Annotated in this window: 19 protein-coding genes, 1 pseudogene and 1 riboswitch; of the genes and pseudogenes, 7 read left to right on the top strand and 13 right to left on the bottom strand. The window is 64.3% G+C overall.

Annotated elements, in window-relative coordinates; all coding sequences use genetic code 11:
• Positions 1 to 32: 32 nt before the first annotated feature.
• A complete protein-coding gene (locus CK224_RS17165) occupies positions 33 to 806 on the bottom strand; it encodes an amino acid ABC transporter substrate-binding protein (protein WP_095778113.1) in 774 nt (257 codons plus the stop codon).
• A gap of 307 nt (positions 807 to 1,113) precedes the next feature.
• Here CK224_RS17165 and CK224_RS17170 point away from each other — a divergent pair, with 307 nt between their 5' ends.
• Together CK224_RS17170 and CK224_RS17175 are read left to right on the top strand one after the other, a co-directional pair.
• On the top strand, positions 1,114 to 1,977 hold the full coding sequence (locus CK224_RS17170; protein ID WP_067001865.1) for an RNA polymerase factor sigma-32: 864 nt from the start codon (positions 1,114 to 1,116) through the stop codon (positions 1,975 to 1,977).
• Between the two features lie 241 nt (positions 1,978 to 2,218).
• Positions 2,219 to 4,132 carry a caspase family protein gene (locus CK224_RS17175; protein ID WP_245425972.1) on the top strand — a complete coding sequence of 638 codons (1,914 nt, stop codon included), beginning with the start codon at positions 2,219 to 2,221 and terminating at the stop codon, positions 4,130 to 4,132.
• A gap of 85 nt (positions 4,133 to 4,217) precedes the next feature.
• On the opposite strand, the gene CK224_RS17180 is transcribed toward CK224_RS17175, so the two are convergent.
• The 4 genes from CK224_RS17180 to thiB form a co-directional block, all read right to left on the bottom strand.
• Complete coding sequence (locus tag CK224_RS17180) at positions 4,218 to 5,660, bottom strand: M48 family metalloprotease (RefSeq protein ID WP_095782554.1); 1,443 nt, start codon at positions 5,658 to 5,660, stop codon at positions 4,218 to 4,220.
• Between the two features lie 207 nt (positions 5,661 to 5,867).
• Positions 5,868 to 6,629, bottom strand: coding sequence for a thiamine ABC transporter ATP-binding protein (gene thiQ, locus CK224_RS17185; RefSeq protein WP_095782555.1), 762 nt, complete (start codon positions 6,627 to 6,629; stop codon positions 5,868 to 5,870).
• Positions 6,626 to 8,248 carry a thiamine/thiamine pyrophosphate ABC transporter permease gene (thiP, locus tag CK224_RS17190; protein ID WP_095782556.1) on the bottom strand — a complete coding sequence of 541 codons (1,623 nt, stop codon included), beginning with the start codon at positions 8,246 to 8,248 and terminating at the stop codon, positions 6,626 to 6,628. Before thiP ends, thiQ begins: the two co-directional genes overlap by 4 nt.
• 216 nt (positions 8,249 to 8,464) lie before the next feature.
• A complete protein-coding gene (gene thiB, locus CK224_RS17200; RefSeq protein ID WP_095778108.1) occupies positions 8,465 to 9,472 on the bottom strand; it encodes a thiamine ABC transporter substrate binding subunit in 1,008 nt (335 codons plus the stop codon).
• Between the two features lie 41 nt (positions 9,473 to 9,513).
• Positions 9,514 to 9,627, bottom strand: a riboswitch (TPP riboswitch).
• A gap of 141 nt (positions 9,628 to 9,768) precedes the next feature.
• On the opposite strand from thiB, the gene CK224_RS17205 reads away from it, so the two are divergent.
• Both CK224_RS17205 and CK224_RS17210 read left to right on the top strand, forming a co-directional pair.
• A complete protein-coding gene (locus tag CK224_RS17205) occupies positions 9,769 to 10,413 on the top strand; it encodes a thiamine diphosphokinase (RefSeq protein WP_067001848.1) in 645 nt (214 codons plus the stop codon).
• Between the two features lies 1 nt (position 10,414).
• On the top strand, positions 10,415 to 12,229 hold the full coding sequence (locus CK224_RS17210; RefSeq protein WP_067001845.1) for an ABC-F family ATP-binding cassette domain-containing protein: 1,815 nt from the start codon (positions 10,415 to 10,417) through the stop codon (positions 12,227 to 12,229).
• Positions 12,230 to 12,245: 16 nt separating this feature from the next.
• Here the strand turns inward: CK224_RS17210 and CK224_RS17215 are convergent, their stop codons facing one another.
• Positions 12,246 to 13,184, bottom strand: coding sequence for a homocysteine S-methyltransferase family protein (locus CK224_RS17215; RefSeq protein ID WP_095782558.1), 939 nt, complete (start codon positions 13,182 to 13,184; stop codon positions 12,246 to 12,248).
• Positions 13,185 to 13,338: 154 nt separating this feature from the next.
• Between CK224_RS17215 and CK224_RS17220 the strand changes: the two genes are divergently transcribed.
• Both CK224_RS17220 and CK224_RS17225 read left to right on the top strand, forming a co-directional pair.
• Positions 13,339 to 13,581: a type II toxin-antitoxin system CcdA family antitoxin gene (locus CK224_RS17220; protein WP_067002201.1), complete on the top strand. Its 243-nt coding sequence runs from the start codon at positions 13,339 to 13,341 to the stop codon at positions 13,579 to 13,581.
• Entirely contained in the window at positions 13,581 to 13,883 is a 303-nt protein-coding gene (locus tag CK224_RS17225) for a CcdB family protein (RefSeq protein WP_067001839.1), read from the top strand. Before CK224_RS17220 ends, CK224_RS17225 begins: the two co-directional genes overlap by 1 nt.
• A gap of 11 nt (positions 13,884 to 13,894) precedes the next feature.
• On the opposite strand, the gene CK224_RS17230 is transcribed toward CK224_RS17225, so the two are convergent.
• Together CK224_RS17230 and CK224_RS17235 are read right to left on the bottom strand one after the other, a co-directional pair.
• A complete protein-coding gene (locus tag CK224_RS17230) occupies positions 13,895 to 15,739 on the bottom strand; it encodes a hypothetical protein (RefSeq protein WP_095782559.1) in 1,845 nt (614 codons plus the stop codon).
• A 71-nt stretch (positions 15,740 to 15,810) separates the two neighbouring features.
• Entirely contained in the window at positions 15,811 to 17,109 is a 1,299-nt protein-coding gene (locus tag CK224_RS17235) for an adenylosuccinate synthase (protein WP_095782560.1), read from the bottom strand.
• A 217-nt stretch (positions 17,110 to 17,326) separates the two neighbouring features.
• Here CK224_RS17235 and CK224_RS17240 point away from each other — a divergent pair.
• Positions 17,327 to 18,216, top strand: a pseudogene (locus CK224_RS17240) (DMT family transporter).
• A 41-nt stretch (positions 18,217 to 18,257) separates the two neighbouring features.
• Here the strand turns inward: CK224_RS17240 and serA are convergent.
• From serA to glmM, 5 genes are all read right to left on the bottom strand, one after another.
• Complete coding sequence (gene serA / locus CK224_RS17245; protein ID WP_095782561.1) at positions 18,258 to 19,859, bottom strand: phosphoglycerate dehydrogenase; 1,602 nt, start codon at positions 19,857 to 19,859, stop codon at positions 18,258 to 18,260.
• Between the two features lie 67 nt (positions 19,860 to 19,926).
• Positions 19,927 to 21,102 (bottom strand): phosphoserine transaminase, encoded by a 1,176-nt coding sequence (locus tag CK224_RS17250; protein ID WP_095782562.1) that lies wholly within the window; start codon positions 21,100 to 21,102, stop codon positions 19,927 to 19,929.
• Between the two features lie 195 nt (positions 21,103 to 21,297).
• Positions 21,298 to 22,158, bottom strand: coding sequence for an outer membrane beta-barrel protein (locus CK224_RS17255; RefSeq protein ID WP_095782563.1), 861 nt, complete (start codon positions 22,156 to 22,158; stop codon positions 21,298 to 21,300).
• 207 nt (positions 22,159 to 22,365) lie between these two features.
• Positions 22,366 to 23,181 carry an outer membrane protein gene (locus tag CK224_RS17260; RefSeq protein WP_095782564.1) on the bottom strand — a complete coding sequence of 272 codons (816 nt, stop codon included), beginning with the start codon at positions 23,179 to 23,181 and terminating at the stop codon, positions 22,366 to 22,368.
• Between the two features lie 216 nt (positions 23,182 to 23,397).
• Positions 23,398 to 24,750, bottom strand: coding sequence for a phosphoglucosamine mutase (gene glmM, locus CK224_RS17265; RefSeq protein WP_067001816.1), 1,353 nt, complete (start codon positions 24,748 to 24,750; stop codon positions 23,398 to 23,400).
• Positions 24,751 to 25,099: the final 349 nt, after the last annotated feature.

Here is a 25,099-nt window from a genome sequence, read left to right on the forward strand (position 1 = left end):
CGCCGGAACTCAAGCAAAAGGGATGATTGGGTTTACTGCGAGACGTCCTGGCCGAAATATGTATCGGCAATCTTCTTGTAGGTGCCGTCGGCCTTGATGTCGGCTAGCGCCTTGTTGATCGCCGCCACCAGTTCCGGATCGCCCTTGCGCACGATGACACCGGAATAATCGGCATTCTCTTCCTGCGCGGCGATCTTCACATTGGCGTCGGGCTTGTGCTTCTTGAAATCGAGGAAGGACAGGCTGTCGTTGATGGTGGCGTCGGCGCGACCGGTGAGCAGCAGCTGGATCGACTGGTCGAAGCCGTCGGTGCCGACCAATTCGGCGCCGTTCTTCTCGGCGAGCTTGCCGAAATTCGAGGTCAGCGACTGCGCCGCCTTCTTGCCCTTGAGATCCGCGAATGTCTTGATGTCGCTGTTGTCGCCGCGCACGATCAGCACCGCCTTGGAGGCGATGTAGGGATCGGAGAAATCATACTTGGCCTTGCGTGCGTCGGTGATGCCGACCTCGTTGATGACGGCGTCGTAGCGGTTGGCGTCGAGCCCCGCGATCAGGCCGTCCCACTTGCCCTCGAGAAACTGCACCTTGACGCCGAGCTTCTCGGCGATCGCCTTGGCGATCTCTACGTCGAAGCCGACCAGGGCGCCGGATTCGTCATGATAGGTGAAAGGCGCGTAGGTGCCCTCCGTGCCGACCTTGATCACGCCCGCCTGCTTGATCTGGTCGAGATTGGCGCCGGCATGACCGGCTGTGACTGCCAGAACCTGCAGCGTTCCGGCGACGAGAAGCGATTTGAGCCATTTCATTTTTCTGTGATCCCGTTTTGACCGGTGCCCCGGCGCATGGTGAGAGCCGCAAACTGGCAGATGGAAGCTCGAGAAATAAGGAACCAGATTTCAAAAATCGACCGTTTCAGAAATCCAGTTCTCAAAACCAGCGAAAAATCCGCCAAGCCAAGCCTCACGGATCGATAACAGAAACGTTTTCGGCAGGCATATGCATCCGCCGGCACTACGGAACCATTCGCGCTTCTGGCACGTTGCTGGCTGTTGTAGGGCGCTGCGACGTCATTTCAACCGTCATCCAGTGCAACGACCGCCAAAAGGAGCCGGCATGATCGAGGATGTGGCAGGACGGACACTGGTCCGGGCGGCAATGAAGGCTCCCTATCTCGAGCGCGACGAGGAGCATCTCCTGGCCATACGCTGGAGGGAAAAAAAGGATCAGGACGCGCTGCATCTGATCACCGTCGCCCATATGCGGCTGGTGATTTCGATGGCTTCCAAATTCCGCCATTACGGTTTGCCGCTCGGCGACCTCATTCAGGAAGGCCATGTCGGCCTGCTGGAGGCGGCTGCCCGCTTCGAGCCCGCCCGCGAAGTGCGTTTCTCCACCTATGCCACCTGGTGGATCCGCGCCTCGATGCAGGACTATATCCTGCGCAACTGGTCGATCGTGCGCGGCGGCACCAGCTCCGCGCAGAAGGCGCTGTTCTTCAATCTGAGGCGGCTGCGCGCGCGGCTTGCCAACGGCGCCGAGCCGCTCTCCAATGCCTCGCTGTACCGTGAGGTTTCGGCCGCGCTCGGCGTGCCGGAAGCCGACGTGGCGATGATGGATTCGCGTCTTTCGGCCCCCGACAGCTCGCTCAACACCCCGCTTGCCGACGAGAACGGCGCCGCCGAGCGGATGGATTTCCTGGTCTCGGAGGATCCGCTCCCCGACGAGGTCGTCGGCGAAACGATCGACGTCGAGCGCCGCGCTGTCTGGCTGAAGAGCGCGCTCGGCGCGCTCAATGCGCGCGAGCTGCGCATCATCGAGGAGCGCCGGCTGAGCGACGACGGCGCCACCCTGGAATCGCTCGGCGAGGCGCTCGGCATCTCCAAGGAACGCGTCCGCCAGATCGAAGCCCGCGCCATGGAAAAGCTGCGGGCGGCGCTGGTGAAGCAGAACCCCGAATTCCTGGCGGAAGCCGCCTGAAAGCCGAGGCAGCGACTCGAAGTCGTCAGGAGGCCATCAGTCAGCCATCCCGGCGGCTTTTCTGCATCCATAGCCATGGATTGTGAATTCTTTAACAGACTCTCGCGGCGTAAACTGTCTTCCTGACTGCACCAACTTTAGCGGATGGGGGTTTGCCATGCTGCGATGCTGCGCGTTCCTTGCAGCCTTGGTTCTCGTGTGCTTCACCGCGTTCGAGGCTCACGCCGATCGAAGGGTTGCCTTGGTCATCGGCAATGCCGAATACCGAAATATTCCGGCTCTCAAAAACCCGGACAAAGATGCTCAGGACGTCGCGAACACGTTCCGGCTGGCCGGCTTCGACGTGTTCGTCGCCAAGGACTTGACCAAGCTTCAGTTCGAGGAGCGGTTCCGCAACTATCTCGCCGCGGCGGACGGTGCGGATCTGGCCGTCGTCTACTATTCCGGCCATGGTTTTCAGATCGGCGGCGAGAATTTCCTGATCCCCGTCGATGCGTCGCTGAAGGATGCCGCCGACATCGAGGTCCAGGCGATCAAGCTCGACGACGTGCTGGAGCAATTGCGCTCGAAAGCGAAGATCCAGGTGATCATCCTCGACGCCTGCCGCAACAATCCGTTCCCCCGCCAGGATTACTGGCTGAGGGACCAGCTGATCGTCGCGGGCGACGCCGGCCTTGCGCAGGTGAAGAGCTCGCTGAACACGCTGATTGCCTTCGCCACCGAGCCGGGCGCGGTCGCCTATGACGGGCGCGGTGCCCTCAGCCCGTTCTCATCTGCCTTTTCGCGCCACGCGCTGGCGCCCAACCAGGAAATCCGCACGGTGATGGCGGCCGTTCGCCGCGACGTGGTCAAAGCCACCAATGGCAAGCAGGTTCCGTGGGAGAATTCCTCGCTGGTCGACGAGGTGGTGCTGATGCGCCACGATGACGCCGGGGGTCAGGAGGTCACGGCCAAGCAGGAGCAGCCGGATCCGGAGAGCGGCATCCAACTCACCGGCGCCGCCGAGGCGATCGCAAATCGCGATATCAGCATCCCGGTTGGCGTCGGTCCGGTTCCGCTGAAGCTCGATTTCCCGAGCAACGACCCCGCGCTCAGCCTGAAGCTTGCAAGCTATCCGGCAACGGGAACGCTGTCGCTGCCGGACAGGACCCTGTCTCCGGATTCCAGCCTGAGGGCCGGTGAAATCGATAATTTGCGTTACGAGCCGCAGATCGGCTCAGCTGCTCCGGTCCAGATTGGCTTCCAAATCCGCGGCGGCAACGCGTCCAAGGCAGCGACAATGAAGCTGTCGCCAAGCGTCGACCCGTGCGACCAGGCGGCGGGCGCACCGCTCGACCTGCAGGGCGTCGCGCCCGGCCGTTTGCAGAACGAGATCGCCGGCGAGGCCGCGGAGGCCTGCGAGGCGGCGGTGAAGGCCTACCCCGATGTCGCCCGGTTTCGCTATGAGCTTGGGCGGGCGCTGCTGGCGTCCGGCAAGGTCGACGAGGCCAGGAAAGCTATCCAGGAGGCTGCCGACAAGGGGCATGTCCGCGCCACGTTCGAGCTCGGCCATATCGCTTCGTCCGGAATAGGACCGGCCGCGGACTCCGCGAAAGCGATCAGCTTTTATTCAGAAGCATCCGACAAGGGAGACCCTTATGCGATGGCCGCTTGGGGGCGAGCCTTGTTCAATGGTGTCGACGTCGAGCAGAATACCGGCAAGGGATTGGACCTGCTGCTCAAGGCGGCGGCCATGGGGCACGTCAACGCGATGAACGATCTCGCCGTGATCTTCAAGGATGGCCGCAACGGCGTGCCCGCCGACGAGGCCCGCGCCTTGGCTTTCCTCAAAGCCGGCATCGCGCGGCAAGAGGCATATTCGATGAGCATTCTCGGCCTTCCCGCGCGCAGCACCTTAACGGTCGCAGTGTGCAAGCCCAAAGTCGTGACGAAAATAGTCACCAAGGTAAAGGTTGTCCGCACACTCGCGCCCAAGACGCCGACGGTGACAGTCCCGACAGTGGTCAAACCACCTCAGACCGATACCGGACCGGCGCCCTGGCGCGGCAGTAGCGGCGATCATTCGGGGTCCGGCGGCGGCCAAAGTGGTGAGGGCAGCGGGGGCAGCACCGGCGGCCAGAGCAGCCCTGAAGGCGGCAGCAGTGGCGGGCTCTGATTGCTGCGGCAGCCGCGCGCCCGGGTTGACCGAACAGAAGCGCGCGGCTGATTCGTTGCGGAAGCACTAAGCGGGGATGCTGACCCTACTTGTCGGTGACGATCTTGACCTTGTCGCCGGCCGACACATTCGCGCCCGGCGACATTGCGTTGAGCACCCGGAACAGGTCGAGCTTGCGGTCGACGCCCACCATCTGAGCGGCAAGCGTGCCCATGTTCTGGCCGGGCTGCACAGTGACAACCCGGATATGCAGCGGCTTCAGCGCCGCCTTCTCGGCCGCGCTCAACGTGCGGAAGGAGCCGCTGACGGAGCGCGCGACCGGCTCCAGCGCGGTGCTGGCCGAGGGTGCCGCAGTCAGCAGCCGGTAGACCTGTCCGCCGGCCCGGATGACCGCGATATCGAACTGCCAGCCTTGCGCACTGGCATGCGCCATCGCCGCCTGGTTGCCGTTGACCGTTTCCTGGCGCACGCTGGCATCGTCCAGTCCGGCGACCCAGCCGCTGCGGATATAGTCGGTGAGCGACACCGACTTGTCGATCGCCACGCCATCGAAGCGGATGGCGATATCGCCCGGACCGGTCGCGGTCACCGCAGCCGCCGAATTGTCGATGACGAAACCCTCGGGCACCGAGAACGACACGCCAAGGCCGGGATGCAGGAAGGTCTGGCCGCGCACATAGCCCTCTTCCGGCGTGTCGCCGTAGAGCAGCCCGTCTATGCCGGCGAGAAAGGCATCGCGGTCGCGCGTGCCGACGCCGGGCGGTCCGAAGTTGCGGGCGAGTCGCTGCGCCAGCTCGATGCGCTGCGGCGTGTTGGGATGCGTGGCCAGGAAGTCGAGGCTGGCATCCGTGGCGCCGCTGACCGACCGGAAATCGGTATAGGCCGACATCGACTGCAGGAAGCGGCCGGCCGCATAGGGGTCATAGCCCGCCTCGCCGATCGATTTGATGCCGATCGCGTCGGCCTGCAGTTCCTGGTTGCGCGAAAACTGCGCAAGCCTCAGCTTGCCGCGGATGAGAGCGGCCTTGGCGGTCGGGCTGTCGCCGAGCACATCGGAGACGACCTTGGTCGCCAAGCCTTCCTCGGCCTCGAGCTGCTGTCGCTGCAGGCCGTGATTGGCGGTGACGTGGCCCATCTCATGCGCGATGACGGCCGCAAGCTCGGAGGAATCATTTGCCAACGCCAGCAGACCGCGCGTGACATAGAGATAGCCGCCCGGCAGCGCGAAGGCGTTGATGTTGGGCGAGTTGAGGATGGTGATGCGATAGGTCTGGGTCGGATTGGCCGAGACCACCGTCAGGTTGCCGACGACCTTGGCCACCATGCGCTCGAGCTTCGGATCGGAATATTCGCCGCCATAGGTGGCGAGAATCCGCGGATGCTGCGCTTTGGCCATTTCGGCCAGCCTGGCATTGGCGACGACATTGTCGACGGTGATCGGCTTGTCGGAGGGCTGGAAGCCGGACTCCTGCACGTCCGGCGGCGTGAACATCTGGCAGCTCGCTAGCGCCACGGCAAAGCCGGCCATCGCGAAAAATCGCGCCAGCGGCTTAGTCCATACTCTCTCGATGCCGGCCGTCAGATCGGCTTCCTTTCGTAATCTTTCGGCAAATCACGGCCCACCCGGACCAGCATGGCCGGACCTAGCCACACTCCCCCGGACAAGGCAAGCAAACGCCTGATCACCCGCAACCGGTTTGGCCGTAAATTATGTCCGCTTCCGGGCAATGTGTTGTCATCCGGCAACGCTGCCGCCTCGATCGCCGATATAGCGCCGGAAGGCCTCCGGTCCAGCACCGTCGAAGAAATCGGCGGCCGACCCTCTTGCCGCGACCCTGCCCTCGTCGACGAACGCGATCCGCTGGCCGATGCGGCGCGCGTCCTGCGGCTGGTGCGTGACGAAAAGCACGGTCATCTGTCGCTCGGCGTGGATGCCGGCCACGAGATCGAGCATGTCTTCGCGCAGCGCCGGGCCGAGCGAGGCGAAAGGCTCGTCGAGCAGAAGCACCGGACGGTCCCGTATGAGCACCCGCGCCAGCGCGACGCGCTGCCGCTCGCCGCCGGAAAGCTCGCGCGGCAGCCGCTTTTCCTTGCCGGCAAGGCCGACACGCCCCAGCGCCTCCGCGACCGCGCGGTGGTCGTCGGCCGTGAGCTTGAGCGATGGCGAGCGGCCAAGCCCGACGTTGCCCTCGACCGGAAGATGGGCGAACAGGTTGTTTTCCTGGAACACCATCGACACCGGCCGCGCCGAGGGCGGCGCATTGTCGACATCGATCCCGCCGATCAGCACCTTGCCAGCATTGGGTGATTCGAAGCCGGCCACCAGATTGAGCAGCGTCGACTTGCCTGAACCGCTCGGCCCCATGATGGCAGTGATCCTGCCGGCGGCGAATTCGACATCGAACCGGAAGGATGCCTCGCCATAGCTGAAGGATACGCCGTCCAACGTGACGGCCAGGCCCTTCGTGGCCGCGATGCCATTATTATCCCTCGTCATGCCTTTGCCTCCCGCCCCAGCCAGTCGGCGGCGACAACCAGCATCAGGCAGACGAGGCCGAGCAGCAAGGCCAGCCCCGCGGCGTCGGCCGTCCGGTAGCTGCCCATGCGCGCGAGTAGAAGATAGGGCAAGGTCTGGACGGAATCGCTGCCGAACAGCGCGATCACGCCGAGATCGCCGAGCGACAGCGCCATGGCGAACGCAAAGCCGGTGGCCAAGGGCCGCCGGAGCGACGGCCAGTCGACCAGCCGCAGCCGGTTCCAGCCGGAAATGCCGAGCGCCAGGCAGAGTCGCTCGTGGCGCTCGCTCGCCGCGTCATAGGCAGGGCGGACGGCGCGAATGGCAAATGGCATCGCCATCACCGCATTGACCGCGACGACCATGACAGGTGCGATGGCGAACACATCGGTGATGTTACGCAGAGCCAGGAACCAGCCGGCGCCGATCACGATGGGCGGCACGACCAGCACGAAACCGGCGCCGGTGTCGGCGGCGTGTTCGAGCAGCGACATGGCGCCGCCCGCGCGGCGCCGCAGGGCCACTGCGCGTCGGGCGGCAATCAGCGACAGCGACAGCATCACGCAAAGCAGCGCCGAGAGAAAGGAGAGCCCGGCGCTGGTGAGCGTCGCGCGGCGCACGGCGTCCTCGCCGGCCAGCCGGCCGAGATCCGCCTCCAGCCCGGCGAGCACGGTCGCCGCCATCGGTGCGGCGACGAACAGCAGCGCAAGCACGATCAGGCCGGCGTTCAACACGGCCTCGGTGGTGCTGGCCGCAAGATAGCGGCGTGGCGCTACCGGCAGATTAGCGTCGCCGACCGTGTTGGCGCCGAGTCGCGTCAGCATAGCGACCACGACGAAGGTCAGCAGGATCTGCAGAAACGTTAGTGTTACGGCCCGCGCGGGATCGAAATCGAAGCGCAGCGCCTGGTAGATCGCGACCTCCAGCGTCGTCGCCGCCGGCCCGCCGCCCAGCGTCAGCACGATGGTGAAGGAGGTGATGCACAGCATGAAGACCAGCCCGGCGACCCCAGGCAGCGCCGTGCGCAGCGCCGGCCATTCGATCAGCCGGAAGGCCGACCGAGCGTCCATACCGAGCTGGCTCGCCAGCCGCCACTGGTCGGCCGGCACGGTGCCGAGCGCCTCGAGGAACAGCCGCGTGGCCAATGGCAGGTTGAAGAAGACATGCGCGACCAGGATGCCGGAAAGGCCGTAAATGCCCGGCCATTCCCCACCGCCGAACGTGCCGAGGATGCCGGCAAAATAACCGGCACGGCCGTAGAGCGCCAACACGCCGAGCGCGGCGACGATGGCCGGCAGCGCCAGCGGCACCGTGAACAACTGCAGGATCAGGCGACGTCCGGGAAAGTTCGTTTGCCTGGACAAGGCGCGGCCGACGAACACTGCCGGCAAGACCGAAAGCAATGTCGACAGCAGCGCCTGCCAAAGCGTGAAGCGGGCGACGCGGAGCAGATAGCTGTCGAAGGCCGCGGCAGCGCTGGACGGACCGCTCGCGCCTTCGAGGATCAGGCCGGCGAAGGCGCCGCCGATGAGCAAAGTGATGGCGACAAGGGCGATGATGCCGGCGGTGATGCGAGGGTCAGGGCGCGGCGTGGATTGCACGCTGCACCACGTTGGCTCGAGCTAGCGAACGCCACGTTCCGTCGCACCCCCCTCTGTCCTGCCGGACATCTCCCTCTCTAGGAGGGAGATTGGCAGCTTTGCCGCTCTTCCTACACCGTCGGCGGCTAGCGAAATCACCGATGACCGCGAATTTCCCCCTTTGCGGGGGAGATGGCCGGCCGGACAGAGGGCGGTGCTCAAGCGCCATCCTGCGTCCTACTTGCTCATCGCCGCCAGCCATTCATCCACCCAGGCCTTGCGGTTGGCCGCCACCTCGTCCGGGCTGAACAGCAGGGTTTTGGTCGGCTTCACCAGCTTTTCGAAGGCCGGGTTGAGCGGCTTGTCGGTCTTGCCGGCCGGGAACATCCAGTTGGTCTCCGGGATGACGTTCTGGAACTTGGGACCGGTCATGAAGGCTATGAATTTTTCCGCCAGCGGGTTCTTCGCGCCGGTTTTGGTGATGCCGGCGACCTCGATCTGCAGATATTCGCCCTCATCGAAGGACGCCGCCTGATAGCGCTCGGTGTTCTCGGCCACCATGTGATAGGCCGGCGAGGTGGTATAGGAGAGAACCATCGGCGCCTCGCCCTTGGTGAACAGACCATAGGCCTCGCTCCAGCCCGGCGTCACGGTCAGCACCTTCGGCTTCAGCTTGGCCCAGGCTTCCGGGGCCTTGTCGCCATAGACCGACTTGACCCACAGAAGCAGGCCGAGGCCGGGCGTCGAGGTGCGCGGATCCTGGATGATGATCTTGTCGGGGCCGGCGCCCTCGACCAGTTCCTTCAAGCTCTTCGGCGGCCTCTTCAGCTTTTCGGTGTCGTAGACGACGGCGAAATAGCCGTAGTCGAAAGGCACGAAGGTGTCGTCTTTCCAACCGCCGGGGACATTCACATCGGCCACCGCGCCATGCGGCGCGAACAAGCCGCTCGCCTTGGCCTCGGCGGTGAGATTGGTGTCGAGGCCGAGCACGATATCGGCCTTGGTGCCGGCGCCTTCGAGCTTGACGCGGTTGAGCAGCGCCACGCCGTCGGCGACGGAGACGAAGTCGAGATCGCAGCCGCATTCGGCCTCGAACTCCTTCTTCACCGCAGGTCCGGGACCCCACTCGGCAGTGAAGCTTTCGTAGGTGTAGACGGTAAGCTTGTCTTTCGCCTCGGCAGGTCCGCCTGCCAAAAGCGAAACAAGGCCGGCTGCAAGAACAAGGTTGGACAATAGCGAGCGCATCGGCGCCTCCTTCGTTCGGTTAAAGGAATTGAGGCGTCGGATGGTCCGAAACGTCTAATCCCTCCGCCGGTACAAACCGGATCAGGTTCAGCGGGTTGGCTTTGTGCCTCTCAGCCGGTTCGCAAAATCAGCGTCCGGCACCCCGTTAGAGCATTTCGAGACATAGGCCCGGCCGATGCGGCGCGCAAGCGGAAGTTTCCTGGGCATCCATCAGGGTTCACCGCGGTAGCGAAGTGCGATTCCGTTTGGACGCGCCCGCTTCCGTTTCGTTGGCCGGGCTGGTAAGGGCGACGGCCATGGGCACATTCACCATCCTGCTTGGCGGCGATCTCGTCCGCACGCCTCGGCTCGATCGCCAGATCGAAGGCTCCCGCATCATCGCCGCCGATGCCGGTATCGGCCATGCCGATATGCTTGGCCTGCTGCCGGAGCTCTGGGTCGGAGATTTCGACTCGGTGCCGGCGAGCCTGCCGGAGAATCTGGCCGCCGTGCCGCGCAAGATTTTCCCGACCGAGAAGGATATGACCGACGGCGAGCTCGCCATTGCCGAGGCGCTGGCGCGCGGCGCCACCAGCCTGGTGCTGGCCGGCGCCTTCGGCGGCAAGCGCGCCGATCATGCCTTTCTGCATTTGGCTCTAAGCGTGCGGCTGGCCGAGGCGGGCACGACCGTGCTGCTGACCAGCGGCGCCCAGGAGGGCGTGCCCATCCTGCCGGGCAAAGCCGGCTTCGACTACGCCGACGGCACGCTGTTCTCGGTGCTCGGCTTCTCCGACCTCGCCGGCCTGACGGTCTCAGGCGCCAAATGGCCGCTGGACGGTGTCGAGGTGGCGTTCGGCTCCTCGCTTACCATATCAAATGAGGTCAAGGGCCGGCTCCATATCGCGCTCGAGCGTGGCCGGGCGCTGCTGCTCGCCCACCCCTATCCTCTTCCCGAAAGCTGACATGGCCCCGCCTCTTCTCAATCTGGATGGCATAAAACTGACTTTTGGCGGCACGCCGCTGCTCGACGGCGCGGTACTGAGCGCCTCCGCCGGCGAGAAGATCGCGCTTGTCGGCCGCAACGGTTCGGGCAAGTCGACGCTGCTCAAGATCGTCGCGGGGCTGATCGAACCGCAGGACGGCGAAGTATTCCGCCAGCCCTCGGCAACGGTGCGCTACCTGCCGCAAATGCCCGATATGGATGGCTTCGCCAGCGTGCGCGCCTATGTCGAAGCCGGCCTCGGGCCGGCCGACGACCCGCATCGCGCCACTTATCTGATGGAGCATCTCGGCCTGACCGGCGAGGAGCGGCCGAACGACCTTTCCGGCGGCGAGGCGCGCCGCGCAGCACTCGCTCGCGTCATGGCGCCGGAGCCCGATATCCTGCTCCTCGACGAGCCGACCAACCATCTCGACCTGTCGGTCATCGAATGGCTGGAAGAAGAGCTTGCCCGCACCTCGTCGGCCGTGATCCTGATCTCGCACGACCGCCGCTTTCTCGAGCGCGTCTCGCGCGCCACCGTCTGGCTCGACCGCGGCCAGACGCGCCGGCTGGACAGGGGGTTCGCGCATTTCGAGGAATGGCGCGACCAGGTGCTTGAAGAGGAAGAGCGCGAACAGCACAAGCTCGGCCGCCAGATCGTGCGCGAGGAGCATTGGCTGCGCTATGGCGTGACCGCCAGGCGCAAGCGCAACATGCGCCGGCTCGGCGAGCTGCAGGCCATGCGCCAGCGTTTTCGCAGCCATCGCGGCGCCGAGGGTTCGGCGACGATGGTGGCAAGCGACGCCGCTGAATCCGGCAAGCTGGTGATCGAAGCCAAAGGCATCGAGAAGAGTTTTGGCGACCTCACCGTGGTCAAGGGCTTTTCGACCCGTATCCAGCGCGGCGACCGTGTCGGCCTTGTCGGCCCGAACGGCGTCGGCAAGACGACGCTTCTCAAGATGCTGACCGGCGAGCTGGCGCCGGATGCCGGCACCGTGCGGCTTGGCGTCAATCTGGAAATCGCAACGCTCGATCAGAAGCGCGAGGCCGTCGACCCGCAGGAGACGCTGGCGAACTACCTGACCGACGGGCGCGGCGAGAACCTTGTGGTCAATGGCGAGCAGCGCCACGTCGTCTCCTATATGAAGGATTTTCTTTTCAAGCCGGAGCAGGCGCGCACGCCGGTGCGCGAGCTTTCGGGCGGCGAACGGGCGCGACTGCTGCTGGCCCGGGTGCTGGCGCGGCCGGCGAACCTTTTGGTGCTCGACGAGCCGACCAACGACCTCGACATGGAGACGCTGGAGCTGCTGCAGGAACTGGTCGCCGGCTTTGCCGGAACGGTCGTCCTGGTCAGCCACGATCGCGATTTCCTTGACCGCACAGTCACCAGCGTGATCGCGCCCGACGGCGCCGGACGCTGGATCGAATATGCCGGCGGCTATTCCGACATGCTGGCGCAACGCGGCGGCTCGAAGCTGGAGGAGCGCAAGGCAAGGCCGAAGGCTGAAGCGAACGAAGCGACGGCCAGGGCCGAACAGACCAGCGCGAAAAGCCCGGCCAAGAAGCTCTCCTTCAAGCAGAAGTTCGCGCTGGAATCCCTGCCGAAGAAGATCGAGGCGGTGAGCGCGTCCATCTCAAGGCTGGAGAACAATATCGCCGACCCGTCCTTCTATGAGCGCGATCCGGTCTCGTTCCAGAAGACCATCGCCGCGCTCGACAAGGAGCGCACCACGCTGGCCTCACTTGAGGAAGAGTGGCTGGAGTTGGAGATGCTGCGCGAGGAGATGGAAGGCTAGCCGCTATAGGCAAGCCTCAGAGGCAGGCCTCGCAGATCGCAGCGATATGGCGTCTGTCGGTGCCGCAGCAGCCGCCAAGCACGGCTATCTGGCCGAAGCGGTCGCGCATGGCGCGGTAGCGCCGGCCGAGGTCGACAGGATCGCCTGGATCGAGTTCGGTCGCCGCATCCAGCTCGGCATGGCTTTTGGCGGAGGCGTCGGCCCGCACGCCGCGAATGCGCCTGATCCAGCGTCCGTCGCCGGCAAGGACGGCGTCGAAATGGCTCGGATGCGCGCAGTTGATCATGAAATATGCGGGGGCGCCGTCCGTTTCGTCGTCAACGGTCTCGATGGCGTCTCTCAGGCTCTCCCCCGAAGGCAGGCGTCCGTCCGTCTCGACGGTAAACGAAATCACCGACGGGAGCCCCACCGCCATCGCGGCACAGGCTATTCCGGCAGCCTCCTGCGCATAGGTCATCGTAATGGCGCTGACCATATCGGCGCTGGCATCGCGGAATGCCTTGACCTGATCGCCGTGATAGGTCTCGGCCTCGGCGGGCGACATGACTGTGTCAACGTGGTAGCCGTCGCCACGGGGCCCGACCACCCCATTGACCAGCACGGTCATGCCACGCGCAACATAGGGCGCAGCCAGCGCCCGCGCCCATGACACTGCCTGCATGTCTATGCCCGACAATGCGACTTTCGAATAGCCGAGCTTTTCGCCCCAGTCCGGATTGGCGCGCCACGTCGGAGTATCGAGCACGAAGCCGACGCCGTGTTTGTCGGCGATGTCGAGATACTGGCGGAAATAGCGGGCCAACGTCGTCCGCCCCTCCTCCTCGCCAAGAAGCGGAAAGGCGGCGAAGGAGGGCAGATCGAGGCCTTCCAGAAAAACAAGCGAGGTCTCGAGGCCGCCATCGGTCAGGAAAACGGCTTCACCCAGCTCACGAACGTCGATCTTCGCACTGGTCATCGCCGTCTCCGGTCAGACCTGCCGCTTCCGCGACTATAGCATTTGAGGGCGAATTTGCCATGCCGGTCCGGTCGCGAAGGTCGCGCTGGTCCAAGCTATCCATTGCAGCACTCGCGTGATGCGCATATTCTATACGCATGTTGCGGAGGCTATCATGCGCAAGATTGCCGCAAATGCGGTCCGCCAGCCGGCAAATCTATCGATCGATTCTCAGCTCATGAAGGAAGCCAAGGGGCTCAACGTGAATGTATCTCGTGCCGCCGAAGCCGGGATCGCAGAAGCCGTGGCAGCCGAGAAAACGCGGCTGTGGAAGCTCGAAAACCGCGCCACCATGGATGCCTGGAACGAGTATGTCGACACGTACGGCGTTCCGCTCAAGGAGCATCGGCAGTTCTGATGGCGCGCTATGACGCCTTTGCCGCCAGCGGCATCGAAGGCGGCTACCTCCTCGAGGTTCAATCCGACCTGCTCGACAATTTCAAGACGCGCGTCGTCGTTCCGCTTTTGCCCCTCGCGTCGGCGCCGCCGCCAATGCGGAAGCTGCATCCGGTCTTCGAAATCAATGGACGCAAGCTGGTCATGGCCACCCATCTGATCGCTACGGTGGCTGCGACGGAACTCGGGGAAAACCGTTTCAACCTCGCGAAGCATCACGACGAGATCGTTGCAGCGCTCGACATGCTGTTTCAGGGCTTCTGAGCCGCTCGGCCTCAACCGGACGTCTTCGTCGCCCAGGCCTTCAGCGCCTCATCAAACACCTTCTCGCCCGGAATGCCCTTTTCCATGGTGAGCAGGGCACGGCGTCCGGTCTTGTAGACCACCGGCACGTCGATCCAGGCCTGCCCCCTGAGCAGCGTCAGGTTGGCGTCCTCGTCGGCCTTGGTGTCGTTGAGGGCGACGAGGAAGAAGCCGTCGGCGATCTTGGCCGGGATGCCGATCAGCGGGCTGCCGGCGTCCTGTTCCGAGCTCTTCATGGCGATGCGCAGGATGTTGTCGACGCCGCCGCCGTCAAACCCTTCCGGCGTCAGGAAGATCATCTCGATGATGTGGCTGGCCGGCAGCGTCTGGTCGGTATTGCGCCGGATGGTCATGCGCAGCTGGATGTCCTTGCCGGGTATCGTCGCCTCGGCGCGGATCGCCGGCTCCGGCGGCAGGTCGCCGCCCGGCGATTCCTGCACCAGCGACCAGACGATGCTGCCGGGCTCGGCGGTTCCCTGCTGGGTGCTGGTGCGCTCCTCATAGAAGATTGCTTTCTGGCCGACCGGCACGGTCGCTTGGGCCGTCGCAGGCGCAGTCCCGGACGCGGGTGGCGGAGTCGTGCCAGCGGCAGGCGGAGTGGCCGCCGCGGCCGGAGGCGTGGTCCCGGCGGCCGGCGCGGGCGGATTGGCGGCGGCACCGGCGGGCGCCGACGGCGTGGTCCCGGCAGGCGGGCTCGCGGGCGGGGTTTGCGCAGCCTGCGGAGTGTCGGCGGCGGGCGGGGTCGCGGCCGGAGTTGGCGCGGCGGGCGGCGTGCCGGCGGCGGGCGCCGGCGTCATCCCAGGCGCGGCGGGCGGCGGCGTGGTCAGCGCGGCGACGGATTCGCCCTCGCCGATGGTGCTCTGGCCGCCGGCCGGACCAGGATCTACTTCCTTGCCCTCGGGCGTCAGCCGCTGGGTGAATTTCGCTGTTTCGGCCGGCTCATTGGCTGCAGCCGCGTTATTGCCCGCAGCCGGCGGCGCGGCCGCCGTCTCGGCGGTCGGCTTTGTCGGGGCGGCAGGCTTGACCAGAGGCTCGGTCGAGACGGTCTGGCTGCTGCCGCCCTTCAAGCCGAGCATGGAGCTGAACGCATCCCTGTTCAGCCAAACGCCGTACCCGCCGCCGGCCAGCACCAGCAATGCGACAACGGCAGCAATCAACCCGCCATAGCTGCGCTTGCGCGGCGCAGGCCGCAGCCGCTGGAAAGTATCGGCCGGCTGCTCGTCATTGGCAAAGACATCGCTGTCCTCGTCCGGTTCGGCGGCGTTCATCCCGGGCAGGCCGACATCGTCCTCGCGCGGCGAGGGCATGGGCGGCGGTGCCGCGGGCACCTTGTGCCAGCCGCCGGGCTCAGTCTTCGTTGCCCCTTGCCAGCTTGGTTCCGTCTTTGCTGCGCCTTGCCAGCTCGGTTCCGCCTTCACCGGCGCCGGTGCGGGCGCCGTCTTGAAGGGCTCCGGCTTGAAGGGCTCCGGCTTGGCAGGTTCGGGCTTCGCCACCGACGGCTGCCGGACGTGGCTCGGCTGGTTCTTGTTGCGGTCGATCGAGGAAAAAATATGTTCCAGCTCCGCCAGGGGATCTTCCGCTGGAGCCGGCTTGGGCGCCGGAGCAGGCTTGGCATACTCGCGCTCGACGCTGGCGACGGCATCTTCGAGCGAACGTTTCTGCTTGCTGATGACCTCGGCCGACAACGGCGGAGAATAGTTCGCGAGTTTCTTCGCCAGCATCTCACGAGCATTCTCGTAAATCCGCTTGCGCAACTCGGGCGAGGGCTCGCTGTGCTTCGCAAGCTGTTTTTTCAGAACACCAACGAAATCTGCCATGCGTCAGTCGACCTGCAATTCTTTCCCGGGCCGGCCGCAAATCAGCCGTAGCGCCTGGAAGCGCTGTGAAACTAGTCTTGAAACGGATCGGTCACAAGTATCGTGTCGTCCCGCTCCGGGCTGGTGGAAAGCAGTGCAACCGGGGCGCCGATCAGCTCCTCGATGTGGCGGACATATTTGACGGCTTGCGCCGGCAGATCGTTCCAGCTCCTGGCGCCGGCCGTCGTTCCCTTCCAGCCTTCGAGCGTCTCATAGACCGGCTCGACGCGCGACTGGGCGCCCTGGCTGGCCGGCAGATAGTCGATCAACTCGCCATCGAGGCGATAGCCGGTGCAGACCTTGATCTCGTCCAGCCCGTCGAGCACGTCGAGCTTGGTGAGCGCGATGCCCTTGATGCCGTTGACGGCCACCGCCTGGCGCACCAGCACGGCGTCGAACCAGCCGCAGCGGCGCTTGCGGCCGGTGACGACGCCGAATTCGTGGCCGCGCGTGCCGAGGAACTCGCCGACCTCATTCTTCTGCTCGGTCGGGAACGGCCCTTCGCCGACGCGCGTCGTATAGGCCTTGGTGATGCCGAGCACATAGCCGATCGCGCCGGGGCCGGTGCCGGAGCCGGCGGCCGCTTGCCCTGCCACGGTGTTGGATGAGGTGACGAAGGGATAGGTGCCGTGGTCGATATCGAGCAGCGTGCCTTGCGCGCCCTCGAACAGGATGCGCGCACCCGCGCGGCGCTTGTCGTCGAGCACCTTCCAGACGCGGTCCATGTAAGGCAGGATCTCGCCGGCCACCGAGGTCAGCTCCTGCATGATCGCCTCCTGGGTCGCTTCCGGATGGCCGAGCCCGCGGCGCAGCGCATTATGATGCGTGAGCAGCCTGTCGACCTTCAGGGGAAGCGTTTCCAAATCCGCCAGATCCATCACCCGCACCGCACGCCGGCCCACCTTGTCCTCATATGCGGGGCCGATGCCGCGGCGGGTCGTGCCAATCTTGGTTCCGGAATTCGAGGCGGCGTCTTCACGGAACCCGTCCAGCTCCCGGTGCAGCGACAGGATAAGCGCGGTGTTTTCGGCGATTTTCAGGCGTTCGGGCGTCACCTCCACGCCCTGCTCCTTGAGCTTCTTGACTTCCGCGACGAAGGCGTGCGGATCGAAGACCACCCCGTTGCCGATGATCGACAGCTTGCCCTCTCTGACCACGCCGGACGGCAAGAGCGAAAGCTTGTAGACCTTGCCGTCGACGACCAGGGTATGACCTGCATTGTGGCCGCCCTGGAAGCGCACGACCACGTCGGCGCGCTCCGACAGCCAGTCGACGATCTTGCCCTTGCCTTCGTCGCCCCACTGCGAGCCGACGACCACCACATTGGCCATGTTCTTTTCCCTTGAGATGCCGCCTTGGCGGCTTGAAACGACAGGCCTCTATAGCCTCATGTGCAGGCCGATGCGACCCCTTCTTTGTCCCCGAAACCACCCAGGGCACAACAAACCAGGCACAACAAATTCCGGCTTTCGCATCATTTACTTGGCCTCGCCATCGCAATAGGCCGGCATCCTTCTTCCACCGCGCCTGCCGGTCCAGGATTAAGCGATGCATCGAGCCGCCTATCTGTTCCTGCTCTCCACCATGCTGCTGTGGGGCGGCAATTCCGTGGCCGGCAAGCTTGCCGTCGGCCATGTGTCGCCGATGACGTTGGTTTTCCTGCGCTGGGTGCTGGCGGCGCTGATCATGCTGCCCCTCGGCTGGCGGACGTTTCGCGAGGACTGGCCTGAACTGCGCCGGCATTGGCTGCTGATCGCCGGCCTCGGCGCCTGCGGCTTCACGATGTTCAACGTCATCTTCTACACGGCGCTGAACTACACGACCGCCATCAATGTCTCGATCGAGCAGGCCGCCATACCGATCGTCATCATCCTTGCCAACTTCGTGCTGTTTAGGCTGCACGTGCAGCGCCTGCAGATCGTCGGCGTCGCGCTCACCATCCTCGGCGTCGGCCTGACCGCTAGCCATGGCGACCTCGGTCAGCTGCTGAAGCTCGAGCTCAATTTCGGCGACGCCATCATGCTGGTCGCGGTCCTCTGCTACAGCCTCTATTCGGTGGGGCTGCGCCTGAAGCCGGCCGTACGCTGGCAAAGCTTCATGCTGGCTCTGTCGCTCGCCGCGCTTTTGACCTCGGTGCCGTTCTTTGTCTGGGAAGGGGCGGCGGGCCGCGTCATCGTCCCGGACGCGCGAGGATGGGCGGTCGCGTTCTACACCGCGCTCGGCGCGTCCGTCGTCTCGCAGATCTTCTACATCAAGGGCAACGAGCTGATCGGCGCCAATCGCGCCGGACTGTTCATCAATCTGGTGCCAATCTTCGCACCCTGCTTTCGGTGCTGATCGTCGGCGAGCAGTTCCAATTCTATCAGGGTCTTGCGCTTGTGCTCGTGCTCGGAGGCATCGCGCTGGCCGAATACAGCGGCAGCAGAGCCGTTCTGTAGGGGAAATGCCCCGCATGCCGAAGCATGCGGAACATGATCTTTCAGGCGGCGCCGACATCGAAGTGCAGCGGTTTGGCCGAATCGATCGATTGGTGCGCCCGCAGCTGATCGAGCACCCTTTCCGGGAAGGGGGCGTCGAGATAGAGCAGCGCGATCGCATCGCCGCCCGGCCGGTTGCGGCCGAGCTGGAAGTTGGCGATGTTGACGCCGTTCTCGCCGCAGACGGTGCCGAGCAGGCCGATGATGCCGGGCGCGTCGGCATTGGTCGTGTAGAGCATGTGCTGGCCGACCTCGGCATCGAGGTTGATGCCCTTGATCTGGATGAAGCGCGGCTTGCCGTCCGAGAAGCAGGTCCCGGCGATCGAGCGGGTCATGTGCTCGGTCTTGACGGTGAGCTTGATATAGCCGTCGAAGACGCCAGATTTGTCGCGCTTGACCTCGGCGACGATGATGCCGCGCTCCTTCACCATGATCGGCGCCGACACCATGTTGACGTCGGAGACCTGCGGCCGGATCAGGCCGGCAAGAGTGGCGCTGACCAGCGCACGCGTGTTCATCGTCGCGGTCGAGCCGTCGAACAGGATCTCCACCTCCTTGATCGGATCTTCAGTGACCTGGCCGACAAAGGCGCCGAGCACCTCGGCCAGTTTGACGAAGGGTTTCAGTCGCGGCGCTTCCTCGGCGGTGATCGAGGGCATGTTGATGGCGTTGGAAACGGCGCCCTTGATCAGGTAATCGGCCATCTGCTCGGCCACTTGCAGCGCAACGTTCTCCTGCGCCTCGGTGGTCGAGGCGCCGAGATGCGGGGTTGCCACGACATTCTGCATGCCGAACAGCGGATTGTTCTCCGCCGGCTCGGCCTCGAAAACATCGACACCGGCGCCGGCCACCTTGCCGCTCTTCAGCGCCGCGACCAGGTCGGCCTCGACGACCAGCCCGCCGCGCGCGCAATTGATGATGCGCACGCCGTCCTTCATCTTGGCGATCGCGGCCGCATCGATGATGTTGCGCGTCTTGTCGGTCAGCGGCGTGTGCAAGGTTATGAAGTCGGCGCGCGCGAAAAGCTCGTCGAGCTCGACCTTCTCGACACCGAGTTCTTCAGCGCGGCTGTCCGACAGGAACGGATCAAAAGCCACGACATGCATCTTCAGGCCGACGCCGCGCGTCGTGACGATTGAGCCGATATTGCCGCAGCCGATCACGCCCAGCGTCTTGCCGGTGATCTCGACGCCCATGAAGCGGTTCTTCTCCCATTTTCCCGCATGGGTCGAGGCGTTGGCCTCCGGGATTTGGCGCGCCAGCGCGAAGATCATCGCAACGGCATGCTCGGCCGTGGTGATCGAGTTGCCGAAGGGCGTGTTCATCACGATGATGCCCTTGCGGCTCGCCGCCGGAATGTCGACGTTGTCGACGCCGATGCCGGCGCGGCCGACGACCTTGAGCCTGGTGGCGGCATTGATCAGCTTCTCGGTGACCTTGGTCGCCGAGCGGATGGCGAGGCCGTCATACTGGCCGATCACTTCGAGAAGCTTTTCCTTGTCCTTGCCGAGATCGGGCAGGTAGTCGACCTCGATGCCGCGGTCCTTGAAGATCTGCACGGCGGTGGTTGAAAGTTTATCCGAGACGAGAACGCGGGGCGCCATGGCGGCCTCCTTGAAGAATGGGATTGATCCGTTTGGGATCGGCGGCCCGAAGGCCGCCGCGAATGACTCAGGCGGCCGCTTTGAGCGACGCCTTCTGCATGGCAAAGGCCCAGTCGAGCCAGGGCAGCAGTGCTTCGAGATCGGAGGTCTCGACGGTCGCGCCGCACCAGATGCGCAGGCCGGGGGGCGCATCGCGGTAGGAGCCGATGTCGTAGGCGACACCTTCCCGGTCGAGCGTCGAGACGATACCCTTGGCGAAAGCCGCCTGACCGTCGGCATCGAGCGCCGCCACGTCCGGATCGGTGAAGGACAGGCACACGGAAGTGTTCGAGCGCGTCGCCGGATCGACGGCCAGATGGCCGAGCCACGACGACCTGGCCACGAACCGGTCCAGCACCGCGGCGTTGGCGTCGGCGCGGGCGATCAGCGCTTCCAGGCCGCCGATCGACTTCGCCCATTGAAGCGCATCGAGATAGTCCTCGACGCACAGCATCGACGGCGTGTTGATGGTCTCGCCCTTAAAGATGCCCTCGATCAGCTTGCCGCCCGAGGTCAGGCGGAAGATCTTCGGCAGCGGCCAGGCCGGCTTGTAGGTTTCCAGCCGCTCGACGGCGCGCGGGCTGAGGATCAGCATGCCGTGCGCGCCCTCGCCACCCAGCACCTTCTGCCAGGAGAAGGTGACGACGTCGAGTTTATCGAAGTCGAGCCGCTGCGCGAACGCCGCCGAGGTGGCGTCGCAGATGGTGAGACCCTTGCGGTCGGCCGGAATGAAATCGCCGTTCGGCACGCGCACGCCGGAGGTCGTGCCGTTCCAGGTGAAGACCACGTCGCGGTCGAAATCGATCTGCGTCAGATCCGGCAACACGCCGTAGCCGGCCTCGAACTTGCGCACATCGGCGAGCTTGAGCTGCTTGACGACATCGGTCACCCAACCGGAACCGAAACTTTCCCAGGCGACCATGTCGACACCGCGCTCGCCAAGCAGTGACCACAGTGCCATCTCGACCGCGCCGGTATCGGATGCCGGCACGATGCCGATCCGGTAGCCGGCCGGGACCTTGAGGATTTCGCGCGTCAGCTCGATCGCCTGCTCGAGCTTGCCCTTGCCGATCTTGGCGCGGTGGGAGCGTCCGAGCGCAGCAGCTTTCAGCGCCTCGACCGACCAGCCGGGGCGTTTTGCACAGGGACCTGAGGAGAAATTGGGATTTGCCGGACGGAGTCCGGGCTTGGTAAGCGTCGTCATCGTGGTCTATCCTTCCAGATAGTGGCCCCTCGTTGGGGAGGGGTGGCCCACGGACGGCGATATGCTTTCAGGCTTTCGGCGTCAAGAGCAAAGTTTTTGTCGCTGCCGGGATATTTTCTCACGGCACCACGCGCTGGAAACGAAAAGAACGGCGGACCGCTCGATCCGCCGGCGGCAATTTCCGAGTTCTCTCGCTCACCAAAGATCGTAGCGCAGCCCGAGCTTGACCGTCTGATAGTCAATGCCCTTGCGGATATTGAAAGCGCCACCATCATAGGCGACGTATTTCGCCGCTGGGACGGAAAAGTATTCGTAGCCGAGATCGACCGAAACGTTCTTCGTGACCTGGTAAGAGAGCCCTGCGCCGATGGAATAGGCCAGATTGAACTTTGCCGCAGTATCGGTCTGCCCTTCATAGCCGGCCGGATCGTCGCAGAAAAATCCGCCGGTGCCGGCGCTGTTCGTAGGAACCTCCACGCAGTCGCGCGCGCCGATGCTTCTGTAGTATTTGTTGTAGGCGAGCCCGATGCCGCCGCCGATATAGGGCGTGAGCCCGACATAGGTGCCCAGGTCTACATAGCCATTGGCCATGATGCTGTAGCCCTTGTTGGAAGCGTTGTCGGAAAGGTCGCAGGCCTGGCTGGTCGCAACGGAATTGATCGTTCCGAAACCGTCGTCCACAAGCGTGTGCCCGTCGCAGGTGGCTCCCAGTCTGTCATGGGCGGCGAATTTGTCGGTCGGCAGGATTCCACCGTTCAACTCGACCCGGAGGTAGTCGTTGACGTGATAGCCCATGCCGATGCTGCCGCTGAACAAGCTGGACTCATCGCTGAAGCTGTTGAGCGGTCCCGACGATGTTTCCTCATGCTTGAATGGATGGCTGAGAGCGTAGCCGACGTCGCCGCGGAGGTACCAGCCGGAGCCTACCTCGACCGGCTGATAGTCCGGCGCCTGGTCGACATAGATCGGCGGATCGTAGTCGGCCGACACCGCCTGTGTCGCCGGCATCAGCACGATTGCGGCGAGCGCCAGTGCGATACGCGATTTTGATGTCATGGTCCCCGGCTCCTGAGATTGGCACCAGTCGCGAACGCGAGCATAGCTGCCGTTTCAGGAGCATTGTTAACCATAGTGGTTAAGTGCCGGTTAAGGATAACAGGGGGTTACCGAATTGATTTCGATGCTGTTTTATCGGCCACCCACAAAAGAAAATCGCCCGGCTGACGCCGGGCGATCGGTAAAATTCCAGGATCTTCGAAGCGACTACTTGGTGTAGATCGGCTCCGGCTCCGGCTGGTAGGCCACCGGTGTAGTGCACCCATTGTTGCCGCCGAATTGGTAGCGCAGACCGCCGCGCACCTCATGCGTGTTGATGCCGTGGTCGAACCCCGGCCCGGAACTCGTCGAATCGAACTCGAACATGCGCCCGCCCTGGATGTGAGTGAAGCGGTAGCCTGCGTCGAGGATCACCCTGTCGGTCAGGCAGTAGGAAGCGCCGGCCATGAGCGCATAGGCGAAGCGCCAGTTGGACGAACCCGGGTTGGTTTCGGTGGTGTTCGGATCGTGGACCGTGTCCCACTTGACGTGCGCGCCGCCGATGCCGGCGCCGACGTAAGGCGTGATGCCGTGATAGGTGCCGATGTCGACATAGGCATTGGCCAACAGCAGCAGCGCGCTCATCCTCGACACCTCGGTGGATGTCGTTACGAGGTCCGAGGTCTGGCCGTTGAAGTCCGACTTGAACCAATAGTCGGCCGTCAGATCGGTTCGGAAGTAATCGTTGATCTTGTAGCCGACGCCGCCGCCGAGCGAGAAACCGCCCTTCAGCTTGCCGAAATCGAAATCGTTAGTGCCGGGCGGTGGCCCGTATGTAATGTAGTCGATGCCGCGCAAGGTCGACTTGTGGTAGTCGATGTCGCCGCGAATATACCAGCCGCCAACGTCGATCGGCTGAGCCTCGACCAGCGGCGGCGGAGCTTCCTCCACCGGCGGTGGTTCCCCCAGGTCGGCGGCGAGGGCCGGCCCGGCCACTCCCGCCAACAGCGCGGCAAACAGTGCCATTCTTGCGGTATCGAACATGCTGTCACCCCTAAGAAGCCTCGGGACGACATCGCCCGAAGATGAACCTCGGCGTGGATAATGAATTGCAAAGGTTAAAAGCCGTTTAACCGTACCGATTAACCACGAATGCCTACAATTTTAGAGGGTATTCCGTTGTCCGGGGTGTTGTGAGCGCGCGAAAAAGCCCGCCTGGCGGCGGGCTTGCAGGTGCGATCGTCCGATTTGCGGCGGCGATCAGGCGGCGCTGCGGGTATCCGAAATGATGCCGACGATCTCGTTGACGACGGCCTCGACCAGCTGCGGATCGTCGCCTTCGGCCATGACGCGGATGAGCGGCTCGGTGCCGGACGGCCGGATAACGAGGCGGCCGGCCTTGCCCAGGCGGTTGCGCCCTTCCTCGATGGCTGCCTTGACCGGCGCCTCCTCCAGCGGCTTGCCGCCGGAGATGCGGACGTTCTTCAGAAGCTGAGGCACCGGCTCGAACTTTTTCGACAGCTCGCTGACCGGCCGGTTCTGCCGCTTGATGCAGGCCAGCACCTGCAGCGCCGAAACCAGGCCGTCGCCGGTGGTCGAGAAATCGGACAGCACAATATGGCCGGACTGCTCCCCGCCGACATTGAGGCCGTGCGCGCGCATGTGCTCGACGACATAGCGGTCGCCGACTTTGGTGCGGTGCAGCTGCAGCTTCATGTCGCCAAGGAAACGCTCGAGACCGAGATTGGACATCACCGTCGAGACGACGCCGCCGCCGGCCAGCCGCCCGCTCTGGTGCCAGGACTCGGCGATCAGCGCCATGATCTGGTCGCCGTCGACGATGGCGCCGTTCTCGTCGACGATGACCACACGGTCGGCGTCGCCGTCGAGCGCGATGCCGATATCGGCGCGCACCTCGTGCACCTTCTTCTGCAGGCCGGCCGGATGGGTCGAGCCGCACTCCTTGTTGATGTTGAAGCCGTTCGGCTCGACATTGATGGCGACTACCTCGGCGCCGAGCTCCCACAGCGCCTCCGGCGCCACCTTGTAGGAGGCGCCGTTCGCGCAGTCGACGACGATCCGAAGCCCGGAAAGCGACATCGAGCGCGGCAGCGTGCGCTTGGCGAATTCGATATAGCGGTCGTGGACGCCGTCGACGCGCTTGGCGCGCCCCAGCCCGTCGGAATCGGCAAGCGACAACTCGATGTCCTTGTCGAGCATGCCTTCGATGCGCTCCTCGATCTCGTCGGAGAGCTTATAGCCGTCGGGGCCGAACAGCTTGATGCCGTTGTCGTAATAAGGGTTATGCGAGGCCGAGATCATCACCCCGATGTCGGCGCGCAGCGAGCGCACCAGCATGGCGACCGCCGGTGTCGGAATCGGCCCGAGCAGGAACACGTCCATGCCGGCGGCGCACAGGCCCGACACCATCGCGTTCTCGATCATGTAGCCGGAAAGCCGCGTGTCCTTGCCGAGCACGACGCGGTGCCGATGGTTGCCCCGCTGGAAAGAAAGGCCGGCGGCCATACCCACCCGCATGGCCACCTCGGCCGTCATGGGAAACTTGTTGGCGCGTCCGCGAATGCCGTCGGTGCCGAAATACTGCCCTGCCATACCTGCCAAAGTCCCCGTCGGTTTCAGCCGCCCGTATTGCCACAATTGGGCCGCATCCGATCATCACGTTTCGTGATTATATATTACCATTCCTTAGAAAATCATTGTCGCGGACGGGTCAAGTGATTCGGCGGCCTGCCACGACCTCTCGTTGTAACGGGAATATAAAAGCCCGGACAACTTTTCCGCCCGACATGGTTGGAAAAACCTTATTTGCTCGAACCGAGCGCCAGCAATTTAGCACCCTGTCGGCAGGAACACACTTTGTGAGGGCATCCGCGCGGGAAGCATCTGGCGCAGCCCGAAGTTGAGAGCTATTGATTTGGTATAGAGACCATTTGGCGCAGCA

It is taken from the genome of Mesorhizobium sp. WSM3862 (genome assembly GCF_002294985.1).
Lineage (GTDB): Bacteria > Pseudomonadota > Alphaproteobacteria > Rhizobiales > Rhizobiaceae > Mesorhizobium.

Bases quoted from the DNA above. Each gene is read 5' to 3' on its own strand.
- CK224_RS17165 (WP_095778113.1), bottom strand. From the start codon at position 806: ATGAAATGGCTCAAATCGCTTCTCGTCGCCGGAACGCTGCAGGTTCTG.
- CK224_RS17170 (WP_067001865.1), top strand. From the start codon at position 1,114: ATGATCGAGGATGTGGCAGGACGGACACTGGTCCGGGCGGCAATGAAG.
- CK224_RS17180 (WP_095782554.1), bottom strand. From the start codon at position 5,660: ATGGCCGGCTTTGCCGTGGCGCTAGCGAGCTGCCAGATGTTCACGCCG.
- thiQ (WP_095782555.1), bottom strand. From the start codon at position 6,629: ATGACGAGGGATAATAATGGCATCGCGGCCACGAAGGGCCTGGCCGTC.
- thiB (WP_095778108.1), bottom strand. From the start codon at position 9,472: ATGCGCTCGCTATTGTCCAACCTTGTTCTTGCAGCCGGCCTTGTTTCG.
- CK224_RS17205 (WP_067001848.1), top strand. From the start codon at position 9,769: ATGGGCACATTCACCATCCTGCTTGGCGGCGATCTCGTCCGCACGCCT.
- CK224_RS17210 (WP_067001845.1), top strand. From the start codon at position 10,415: ATGGCCCCGCCTCTTCTCAATCTGGATGGCATAAAACTGACTTTTGGC.
- CK224_RS17215 (WP_095782558.1), bottom strand. From the start codon at position 13,184: ATGACCAGTGCGAAGATCGACGTTCGTGAGCTGGGTGAAGCCGTTTTC.
- CK224_RS17220 (WP_067002201.1), top strand. From the start codon at position 13,339: ATGCGCAAGATTGCCGCAAATGCGGTCCGCCAGCCGGCAAATCTATCG.
- CK224_RS17225 (WP_067001839.1), top strand. From the start codon at position 13,581: ATGGCGCGCTATGACGCCTTTGCCGCCAGCGGCATCGAAGGCGGCTAC.
- CK224_RS17230 (WP_095782559.1), bottom strand. From the start codon at position 15,739: ATGGCAGATTTCGTTGGTGTTCTGAAAAAACAGCTTGCGAAGCACAGC.
- CK224_RS17235 (WP_095782560.1), bottom strand. From the start codon at position 17,109: ATGGCCAATGTGGTGGTCGTCGGCTCGCAGTGGGGCGACGAAGGCAAG.
- serA (WP_095782561.1), bottom strand. From the start codon at position 19,859: ATGGCGCCCCGCGTTCTCGTCTCGGATAAACTTTCAACCACCGCCGTG.
- CK224_RS17250 (WP_095782562.1), bottom strand. From the start codon at position 21,102: ATGACGACGCTTACCAAGCCCGGACTCCGTCCGGCAAATCCCAATTTC.
- CK224_RS17255 (WP_095782563.1), bottom strand. From the start codon at position 22,158: ATGACATCAAAATCGCGTATCGCACTGGCGCTCGCCGCAATCGTGCTG.
- CK224_RS17260 (WP_095782564.1), bottom strand. From the start codon at position 23,181: ATGTTCGATACCGCAAGAATGGCACTGTTTGCCGCGCTGTTGGCGGGA.
- glmM (WP_067001816.1), bottom strand. From the start codon at position 24,750: ATGGCAGGGCAGTATTTCGGCACCGACGGCATTCGCGGACGCGCCAAC.